Raw genomic sequence first — 8,930 nt, forward strand, 5'->3', positions numbered from 1 at the left:
GCCCGGCGCGGTAATCGACGCCCCAATCGGCCGCCCGCCTCGACCAGTCGCGGAATTCCTCGTTGTCCATATTTTCCTCCCAGCAGCCGTCGAAGGCACGGCCGATCGAGCCGGATTTGATTAACAGGTTAAATATGATGAAGCAACGATGGGACTGGAAAACCCTACCCCGGAAAATCCGGCAGATTTGAAAAAGCGATTTTCAGCGCGTTGGACCAGCCGTCCGAAATGGTGCGGTAGTAAGGATCATCCTGGCCGATCCGCCGGTTCAGGCCCACTCTGAGCGCATCCTGCTCCAGGAACAGCAGATCGAGAGGCAGCCCGACCGAAAGGTTGGATTTCAGCGTCGAGTCGAACGACACCAGAAGCAGCTTCACCGTTTCGGCCAGGCTCATTGTCCGGTCATAGGCCCGGATGATGATCGGCTTGCCGTATTTCGTCTCGCCGATCTGGAAGAAAGGCGTGTCATCGGTCGACTCGATGAAATTGCCTTCCGGGTAGATCATGAACAGCCGCGGTGGGCTGCCCTTGATCTGGCCGCCGAGGATGAAGGAGGCATTGAAGTAGGAATCCGCCTTGTCGCCGTTCGGCGAGGCATGTTCGATGACTTCCTTGACCGTGTCGCCAACCAGCCGCACGGTCTGGTACATGGACGAGGTTTCGAGCAGCTTCGGATGACGATCGCCAACGGCCTTGTTGCGTTCGTCGAGCAGGCTGACCACCGCCTGCGTCGTGGCAAGGTTGCCTGCCGACATCAGCACGATGACGCGCTCGCCGGGCTCTTCCCAAACATGCATCTTCTTGAAGGTCGAGATCGAATCCATGCCGGCATTGGTGCGCGTGTCCGACATGAACACGAGCCCGCGATCGATCTTGAGGCCGACGCAATAGGTCATGGTCACTCTTCTGCCAAAGCAATTCCACGAAAAGCGTGTAGCGGTTTTCCGCCTGGAATTGCGTGAAAACAAAGAGATAGAGCGGTTCGGCGATTCTATCAAACGCTGAACCGCTCCAGCGATTCCAGCGCAGATTACTGCTCTACCGTGACGGTGACGGCAAGCTTCTCTTGCGCCTGCCCCAAGAGTATCCCCGACACCGGCGAGGCGTCGCGATAGTCGCGCCCCGTCGCCACCCGCACATAGCGTTCGTCGGGAGAGATACCGTTCGCCGGGTCGAAGGCAACCCATCCGAGCCCAACGACATACGCCTCGGCCCAGGCATGGCTGGCCGCCTGCTCCACGTCCGCGTCCATCATCAGGTAGCCACTGACATAGCGGGCGGGAAAACCAAGCGTGCCGGCCGCGGCGATGAAGATATGGCTGTGGTCCTGGCAGACGCCGGATTTCAGCGCCAGCGCCTCTTCGGCCGGTGTCACGACGCTGGTCGTGCCCGGTCTGTAGGCGACGCGTTCGCGGATCGCGCCCATCAGCGTGTGCAGCCGTTCGATCTCCGTCCCCTGCCCGACCGCGCCGGCCAATTCGCGTATGCCGTCGCCGGCAGTGGTGAGCGGCGTCTGTTGTGCGAACAGCCAGAGCGGCGCAAAGCCTTGATGCGGGCCCGTCACGCCCGCCGTGTCATGTGTGGTCACGTCGCCCGTGGCCTCGACGGTGATCGAGTTTTGGCCGCTCTCGGCGCTCACCAGCCGGGTGTCGTTGCCGAAATGGTCGGTGAAGCGCACCTCCTCGCGCGCGCCTTCCACCTTGATCGCCCAGGAGCCGACGGTTTGCGTGCGCCCGCTGGAAGGCAGCAGGCGCAGCCGCTGCAGCAGATACTGCACCGGCTGATCGTAACGGTACTCGGTGCGGTGGGTGATCTTGAGCCGCATAGCGCTCGCCCTCGGCTGTGCTCAATAGAACCGGTAGTCCTGGGCGATCTCGTCGCCCAGCCTGGTGTTGTCGCGAATGAACTCGGCCAGGAACTCGTGCAGGCCGTGATCGAATATGTCCTTGATCGACCCTCTCTTGAGCAGCGCCTGGATCTTCTCGGCCGTGGCATGGCAGGCATGGCGCTCGCCGTAATCGTCGGCAAGGAATTTCAAATGCTCGCCGAGGAAGCGGTAGCAGAAGGTCAGCGAGCGCGGCATGCGCACATTGAGGATCAGATAGTCGGCGATATTGGTCGGCTTATAGTCGGCTTCATAAACCCAGCGATAGGAGCGGTGCGCCGACACCGAGCGCAGAATGGATTCCCACTGATAGTTGTCCAGCGTCGAGCCGACCCAGGACAGCGAAGGTAGGAGCACATAATATTTCACGTCGAGGATGCGCGCCGTGTTGTCGGCGCGCTCGACATAGGTGCCGAGCTGCGAGAAATCGAAGATCTCGTTGCGCAGCATCGTGCCGTAGAACGAACCGCGGATCAGCGCCGTCTCTCGCTTGATGGCGTCGAGCACCGTCGGCAGGTCGCGTTCGTCGATCGGCCTCGCCAGCATGCGCTTCAGCGACATCCAGGCTTCGTTGATGCTTTCCCAGGTCTCGCGCGTCAGCGCCGTGCGCACCATGCGGGCATTGTTGCGCGCCGTCTCGATCGACGACATGGTGCTCGACGGGTTCGAGGTATCGCGCAGCAGGAAGTCTGAGACGTTTGCGGCGGTATAGTCCTGGTATTTCTGGCTGAAGGCGACATCCGAGCCCGCGCTGAGCAGCACCGAATTCCACTCTTCGGATGCATCCTGGGTGCGCGTCAGCGCCATGCGCAGGCCGGCATCGACGAGGCGCGCCATGTTTTCTGCCCGCTCGATATAGCGGTTCATCCAGTAGAGACCGTTGGCGGTGCGGCCCAAAAGCATCTCAGCTTGCTCCCGTCTCGAGCGAGTAGCGAATAGCGAGTAGCGAATAGGGGAAAAAGGACTTCATGACTTCTGTTGCAGGCTCCGGATCATTGAACGCAGCATTTTCCCGATCTCATCAGTTTGACCAAGCAGGTTGGCGACCTCCGCTTCGACCATCAATCCTACCTCTCCACACAGGATGAGATGTGTCTCCAACTCTTTTAGAGAGCCCTGCGCCGTGCGAAGAAATTGAATGAAGGCTCCTGTACTTTCTCTTCCATGACCCTCTGCAACATTCGCTGCGATGGAAGCCGCAGAGCGTCGTATCTGAGAGGTCATCCCGTATACTTCACTGTTCGGAAAACCCCTCGTGGCCGAGTAGCAATTCACTGCCAACTTCAAGGCCGCCTTCCAAACGATGAGATCCCTGTAGGAATTAATTGCCGTCGTATCCCCCTCTTTCCCTACTCGCTATTCGCTACTCTCTATTCGCTCTTTAATCATCGAGTACCCACGTATCCTTCGTCCCACCGCCTTGCGAAGAGTTGACCACGAGCGAGCCTTCCTTAAGCGCGACACGCGTCAGGCCGCCCGGCACGATCCGGATACGGTCGGAGACCAGCACATAAGGCCGAAGGTCGACATGGCGGGGCGACAGGCCCTTTTCGGTCAGGATCGGGCAGGTCGACAGCGCCAGCGTCGGCTGGGCGATGTAGTTCGACGGCTTCGCCTGCAGCTTCTTGGCGAACGCCTCGCATTCCTTCTTGGTCGCCGCCGGGCCGACCAGCATGCCATAGCCGCCGGAGCCGTGCACTTCCTTGATCACCAGCTCGCTTATGTGCTCCAGCACATATTTGAGGCTGTCCGGCTCCGAGCAGCGCCAGGTCGGGATGTTGCCGAGGATCGCCTTGCGGCCGGTGTAGAACTCGACGATCTCGGGCATATAGGAATAGATCGCCTTGTCGTCGGCGATGCCGGTGCCGGGCGCATTGGCGATGGTGATGTTGCCGGCGCGATAGACATCCATGATGCCCGGCACGCCGAGCGCGGAGTCCGGCCGGAACGTCAGCGGATCGAGGAAGGCGTCATCGACGCGCCGGTAGAGCACGTCGATCTGCTTGTAGCCTTCGGTCGTGCGCATCGCGACATGGCCGTCGACGACGCGCAGATCCTGCCCTTCGACGAGTTGCACGCCCATCTGGTCGGCGAGGAAGGCATGCTCGAAATAGGCTGAGTTGTAGGAACCCGGCGTCAGCACCGCGATGGTCGGCGTGCCTTTAGCGCTTTGCGGCCGCACGGCGGCGAGCGACTGGCGCAGCAGCTGCGGGTAGTTCTCGACCGGCCGCACCTTGATCTTCTGGAACAGCTCCGGAAAGAGCTGCATCATCGTTTCGCGGTTCTCCAGCATATAGGAGACGCCGGACGGCGTGCGGGCATTGTCCTCCAGCACATAGAACTCGTTCTCCGAAATGCGCACGATATCGACGCCGATGATGTGCGTATAGACGCCGGCCGGCGGCCTGACGCCGATCATCTCGGGCAGGAAGGCCTCGTTCCGGGCGATCAGATCCTTTGGCACCCGCCCGGCGCGCAGGATCTCCTGGCGGTGGTAGATGTCGTCGAGGAAGGCGTTCAGCGCCTGAACGCGCTGTTCGATGCCTTGCGTCAGCCGCCGCCATTCCTGGCCGGAGAGGATGCGCGGGACGATGTCGAAAGGGATCAGCCGTTCGGAAGCTTCCTGCTCGCCATAGACGGCAAAGGTGATGCCGGTCTTGCGGAAGACGCGCTCGGCGTCCTGCATTTTCTGGGTGAGCCTGGCCGGGTCCTGCTCCTTCAGCCAGCGATCGTAAGCCTCGTAAGGTCTTCTCAATCCGGAGACTTCCGGAAGCATTTCGTCGAACGCTGCCAATCGCGTACTCCCCTCTGAAGGCCATTTCACTGGCCCCGCCGGAGAAAATCAAGCGCAATCGGTGATTTAGGAAGCCGTGACGGCCACTCTATGCAAATTGCCTAAAATCAAGGCACGGACCGCAAGGCCTGGTCAGCTCCTGCTTTCCGACAGGGCATCGTCAAGGCCCGTCAGAACGCCCGGAAGGTCACGATGGTGAAGGTGTCCTTGATACCGGGGAGAATCTGCACCCGCTCGTTGACGAAATGGCCGACGTCTTCCTCGTCGTCGACATAGAATTTGGCGAGCAGGTCGTAATTGCCGGCGGTCGAGTAGATCTCGGAGGCGGTCTCGGCGTCGGCGAGCGCGCTGGCGACCTCATAGGCCTTGCCCAGATCGCATTTAATCTGCACGAAAAATGCCTTCATTGCCCGGTCCTGCCAACCTCGGAGCAATTCCAGGAAAAGTGCCTGGCGGTTTTCCGTCCGGAATTGCGTCAAAACAAACGGTTGGAACGGGTCGGCGATTCCCAGGAGCGGATCCGTTCCAACGAATAAGCGGCCCTTGTGGCAGACTGCCGCCCGGCTTTCAAGCATCAGGCGGCCTGCGCCCTGGCGACCGCTTGCCGCAATTGCGCAATCGTAGACATCGGCGCCGGCAAGAAATCTTCCGAATATCGTGAAACCGCGGCACCCCGCGCAGCGTATGTTAGGATGTTCCTCGCAACGCGAATTCCCGGAGGCACGCCATGCGCCGCGCTTTGTTCGCACTCACCCTCGTTCCGATATTTCTTGCGTCCATGGCCTTCGCCGGCGACGCCGAGATCAAGGCCGCGCAGACGGTCATCGACAGCCAGCTGAAGGCCTTCATCGCCGATGACGGCGCCACCGCCTACAGTTTCGCCGCGCCGAACGTGAAGCAGATCTTCCCGACGGTCGACACCTTCATGAACATGGTGACGAACGGCTACGCGCCGGTGCGCAAACCCCAGTCCTATTCCTTCGGCAGGGTCGAGCAGACCGCCCCCGGTTCAATCGTCCAGCAGGTGCTGATCGTCGGACCCGACGGAAAGGACTATGAAGCCGTCTATACGTTGCAGCAGCAGCCCGACGGCAGTTTCAAGATCACCGGCTGCAGCCTGCGCGCCTCGACTTCGGTCAGTACCTGAGCAATCGAGGAAAAGCGCGCGATGTCTGGAATTTGACTGGGCCCGCACTCAATCCCGGCGCTGATACAGGGTCCAGCCCAGGCCTGAAAGACCCCAACTCGTCGAGGCATCGACACGCTCATAGGCCGACATGCAATCCGGCACGGCGTCGACATGTTGCGGTTGCCGGTCGATGGCGCCTTCGAGGATCAGCCAGGACGGACGTTCGTCACATATTTTGTCCTTCGCGACAAACGATGCCTGGCGCCCCAGGCGTTTGGCAAAATAGTCGACGATCATGACGGTCCGGAACTCCTGGTTGGTGGCGTAGTCAGCCGTGCCTTCACGCGTCATTTTGTCGACCATCGTGGCGTACGATCCCCGTCCATATTCGTAGAATGGCAGCAGAAGCGTCGTCGTGCCGGCAAGGATTGCCACCACTGCGGCCGCGGCCAACACTCGATACTTGCCCCCAGCCGCGAAACCACGCCCAAGCAATTCGCCCGCCCACAGCAGCATCAATGTTGCCGGAACGAGGAAATAACGCTGAAATTCGGCATTGGGCAGCCGTGCCATTGCCATGACGATGGGCAGCCCCACGATCCCGATCAGATAGAGGCTGGCCCGCCGGTCGCGCCATATGGCGGCGCAGACGCAAACGAGGCCGCATGCGGCGGCAATGCAGACCCAGTCCCCGATCCAATCCGGCACGCCGAACAGATAGCGGATCATTCCGCCATAGCCCTGCGCGAAGGCCTGAAGCGAGAAAGGCAGGGCGCCGCCGATCCTGAAGCCAAACAGCAGTCTGCCAATGAGCATGCAGGCGGCGAGCGGCAGGACGGCCAGGAAGGCGGGCGCGAAAATCTGGCCGAGCTCGACATTGACCCGATCGAAGCTGCCGGTGCGTCGCCAGATGAGCCAGGCGGTCCAGGCTACCAGGACAGCCACGGTTTCCACCATGATGAGGTGAGACAGAAAGCCGAGGAGGACGATCACCCCGAATGCGATGCCCGAACCCCGTTTGTCGAGCCTGCGTTCCAGGAGCACGACGGCAAGAAGCGTGAACAACACCAGGCCGGCATAGCCTCTCGCTTCCGAGCCGTAGTGAACCATCGGATAGCTGACGGCGAACAGCAGGCTTGTGGCGACAGCGGCCCACCGGCCGCGAGCAGCAGCCCCTGCAGCAACGACAGCGCCGACACCAAGCGCTATCGACAGCCCGCGCTGAAGCAATGGTGAAGCATCCGGGCCGATCAGATAGAGGTAGATCGAATTGAGGAAATGATTGTTGTCGTGATTTATGCGCCAGAATATCTGCTCGATCGACGTGAGCGGTTCAAGCAGCACCAAGCTCCAGATTTCGTCCATCCAGAGATCGCCACGCGCGCCGAGCAGCCGCAGGACGAGGCCGGCCATCCCGATGGCGGCGACAGCCAGCAATACCGCTCCCGTCCACTGTTGGACGGCAGCAACGGGCTCAGAAGCGCCGCTCTTGCGGTTGGTTTGTGCCCCGCCTGACGCTGCGGCTTGTCCCGAGATGAGCAAGGTCCCCGCCTTTGCCTGATATCATCCTGGCAATCTGTATAGTCGCAGTCGTTTCAAAATAGTTCGCACATGCTCAGCGGAGGCCTGCAGCCGCTCAGCGGGCCGGAATATCGCCCCTCGCCCAGCCTTCGGTGATCCCCGCGGCGCGCTCTTCGAAGGCCCCCGCCTCTATAGCCGCGCGGATGTCCTGCATCAGCTTCTGATAATAGGACAGATTGTTCCAGGTCAGCAGCATGGCGCCGAGCGCTTCCTGCGAACGCACCAGGTGATGCAGATAGGCGCGCGAGTAATCACGCGCCGCCGGGCAGTCGCTTTCTTCGTCCAGCGGTCGCGGATCGTCGGCATGGCGGGCGTTTCTGAGATTGACCTTGCCGCGGCGCGTATAGGCGAGGCCATGGCGGCCGGCGCGCGTCGGCATCACGCAGTCGAACATGTCGATGCCGCGCGCCACCGATTTCAATATATCGTCCGGTGTGCCGACGCCCATCAGGTAGCGCGGCCTGTCGGCCGGCAGCTCCGGGCAGGTGATGTCGAGCATTTCCAGCATCACCGACTGCGGCTCGCCGACCGCCAGCCCGCCGACAGCATAGCCTTTCAGGTCCATCGCCTTCAGCGCCTGCGCCGAAAGCACGCGCATCGGCGCGCTGTCGCCGCCCTGGACGATGCCGAACATCGCCTTGCCAGGCTGGTCGCCGAACGCCGCCTTGCAGCGCTCGGCCCAACGCAGCGACAATTCCATGGCGCGCTCGATCTCCTTGGGCTTGGCCGGAAGCGCGGTGCATTCGTCGAGCTGCATCTGGATGTCGGAATCGAGCAGTCCCTGGATCTCGATCGACCGCTCGGGCGACATCTCGTAAGGCGCGCCGTCGATATGCGAGCGGAAGGTGACGCCCTGTTCGGTCAGTTTCCTGAGCTTCGACAGCGACATGACCTGGAAGCCGCCGCTGTCGGTCAGGATCGGATATGGCCAGCGGGCGAACTCGTGCAGGCCGCCGAGCCTGGCCACGCGCTCGGCGCCGGGCCGCAGCATCAGATGGTAGGTGTTGCCGAGGATGATGTCGGCGCCGACGCCGCGCACCTGGTCCATATACATGGCCTTAACGGTGCCGCCGGTGCCGACCGGCATGAAGGCCGGTGTGCGGATCTCGCCGCGCGGCATCGAGACGAGACCGCGCCGTGCCTTGCCGTCGGTAGCAAGCACCTTGAAGGAAAAAGTCTCAGCCATTGAATTCCTTGTCGTGCACCGGCGCCTCGGGCGCTTGCTCGTCGAGCGATTGCCGGTAGCGAATGCAGCCGCGCATGAATTTCGGCCAGGGCGGCACGGCGATCGACGGCTCGGTCTTTTCCGGCAAAAGGTCCCAGAGCTCGGGATGATGCCAGCACAGATCGTGCCCGCTCGTATCGCGATGCGCGCGGATGCCGGCGCGCAGCTTCTTCACTTCCGCGATCAGCCCATCGCGGTCCATTTTCTCGAGGTCATCGTCCATCGCTCGTCTCCGCCCGGTAAAGCAGGCTGGCGTCGCCATAGGAATAGAACCTGTAGCGGTTCTCGATGGCATGCGCATAGGCCGAGCGCATTG

11 protein-coding genes are annotated in these 8,930 nt (G+C 61.6%); 1 reads left to right on the forward strand and 10 read right to left on the reverse strand.

What is annotated here, in order from left to right; all coding sequences use genetic code 11:
* Positions 1-164: 164 nt before the first annotated feature.
* The 6 genes from EOD07_RS12525 to EOD07_RS12550 all read right to left on the reverse strand — a co-directional run bounded on the left by EOD07_RS12525 (position 165) and on the right by EOD07_RS12550 (position 5,086).
* Entirely contained in the window at positions 165-896 is a 732-nt protein-coding gene (locus tag EOD07_RS12525) for a peptidase (protein WP_127235668.1), read from the reverse strand.
* Between the two features lie 134 nt (positions 897-1,030).
* A complete protein-coding gene (locus EOD07_RS12530; protein WP_127235669.1) occupies positions 1,031-1,825 on the reverse strand; it encodes a transglutaminase family protein in 795 nt (264 codons plus the stop codon).
* 21 nt (positions 1,826-1,846) lie between these two features.
* On the reverse strand, positions 1,847-2,788 hold the full coding sequence (locus tag EOD07_RS12535) for an alpha-E domain-containing protein (RefSeq protein ID WP_127235670.1): 942 nt from the start codon (positions 2,786-2,788) through the stop codon (positions 1,847-1,849).
* A gap of 63 nt (positions 2,789-2,851) precedes the next feature.
* Positions 2,852-3,211 (reverse strand): four helix bundle protein, encoded by a 360-nt coding sequence (locus tag EOD07_RS12540; RefSeq protein ID WP_127235671.1) that lies wholly within the window; start codon positions 3,209-3,211, stop codon positions 2,852-2,854.
* Positions 3,212-3,266: 55 nt separating this feature from the next.
* Complete coding sequence (locus EOD07_RS12545) at positions 3,267-4,679, reverse strand: circularly permuted type 2 ATP-grasp protein (RefSeq protein ID WP_040987175.1); 1,413 nt, start codon at positions 4,677-4,679, stop codon at positions 3,267-3,269.
* A 170-nt stretch (positions 4,680-4,849) separates the two neighbouring features.
* On the reverse strand, positions 4,850-5,086 hold the full coding sequence (locus EOD07_RS12550) for an Lrp/AsnC ligand binding domain-containing protein (protein WP_127235672.1): 237 nt from the start codon (positions 5,084-5,086) through the stop codon (positions 4,850-4,852).
* 320 nt (positions 5,087-5,406) lie between these two features.
* On the opposite strand from EOD07_RS12550, the gene EOD07_RS12555 reads away from it, so the two are divergent.
* Positions 5,407-5,826, forward strand: a complete 420-nt coding sequence (locus EOD07_RS12555) for a DUF4864 domain-containing protein (protein ID WP_127235673.1) — start codon at positions 5,407-5,409, stop codon at positions 5,824-5,826.
* 48 nt (positions 5,827-5,874) lie between these two features.
* Here EOD07_RS12555 and EOD07_RS12560 read toward each other — a convergent pair whose 3' ends face one another.
* The 4 genes from EOD07_RS12560 to EOD07_RS12575 form a co-directional block, all read right to left on the reverse strand.
* Complete coding sequence (locus EOD07_RS12560) at positions 5,875-7,245, reverse strand: hypothetical protein (RefSeq protein WP_127235674.1); 1,371 nt, start codon at positions 7,243-7,245, stop codon at positions 5,875-5,877.
* Positions 7,246-7,444: 199 nt separating this feature from the next.
* On the reverse strand, positions 7,445-8,575 hold the full coding sequence (gene tgt, locus EOD07_RS12565) for a tRNA guanosine(34) transglycosylase Tgt (RefSeq protein ID WP_127235675.1): 1,131 nt from the start codon (positions 8,573-8,575) through the stop codon (positions 7,445-7,447).
* The gene (locus tag EOD07_RS12570) at positions 8,568-8,837 is read right to left on the reverse strand and encodes a hypothetical protein (protein WP_040987169.1); all 270 of its coding nucleotides are present in this window, start codon (positions 8,835-8,837) and stop codon (positions 8,568-8,570) included. The genes tgt and EOD07_RS12570 overlap by 8 nt, the downstream gene beginning before the upstream one ends.
* On the reverse strand, positions 8,827-8,930 hold a 104-nt coding region (locus EOD07_RS12575; protein WP_164772212.1), incomplete at its 5' end, for an S-adenosylmethionine:tRNA ribosyltransferase-isomerase. The genes EOD07_RS12570 and EOD07_RS12575, both read right to left, overlap by 11 nt.

It is taken from the genome of Mesorhizobium sp. M2C.T.Ca.TU.002.02.1.1 (genome assembly GCF_003997225.1).

What these genes read in the sequence shown, in the direction of transcription:
- EOD07_RS12525 (WP_127235668.1), bottom strand. Translation starts at nt 896, where the DNA reads ATGACCTATTGCGTCGGCCTCAAGATCGATCGCGGGCTCGTGTTCATG.
- EOD07_RS12530 (WP_127235669.1), bottom strand. Translation starts at nt 1,825, where the DNA reads ATGCGGCTCAAGATCACCCACCGCACCGAGTACCGTTACGATCAGCCG.
- EOD07_RS12535 (WP_127235670.1), bottom strand. Translation starts at nt 2,788, where the DNA reads ATGCTTTTGGGCCGCACCGCCAACGGTCTCTACTGGATGAACCGCTAT.
- EOD07_RS12550 (WP_127235672.1), bottom strand. Translation starts at nt 5,086, where the DNA reads ATGAAGGCATTTTTCGTGCAGATTAAATGCGATCTGGGCAAGGCCTAT.
- EOD07_RS12555 (WP_127235673.1), top strand. Translation starts at nt 5,407, where the DNA reads ATGCGCCGCGCTTTGTTCGCACTCACCCTCGTTCCGATATTTCTTGCG.
- tgt (WP_127235675.1), bottom strand. Translation starts at nt 8,575, where the DNA reads ATGGCTGAGACTTTTTCCTTCAAGGTGCTTGCTACCGACGGCAAGGCA.
- EOD07_RS12570 (WP_040987169.1), bottom strand. Translation starts at nt 8,837, where the DNA reads ATGGACGATGACCTCGAGAAAATGGACCGCGATGGGCTGATCGCGGAA.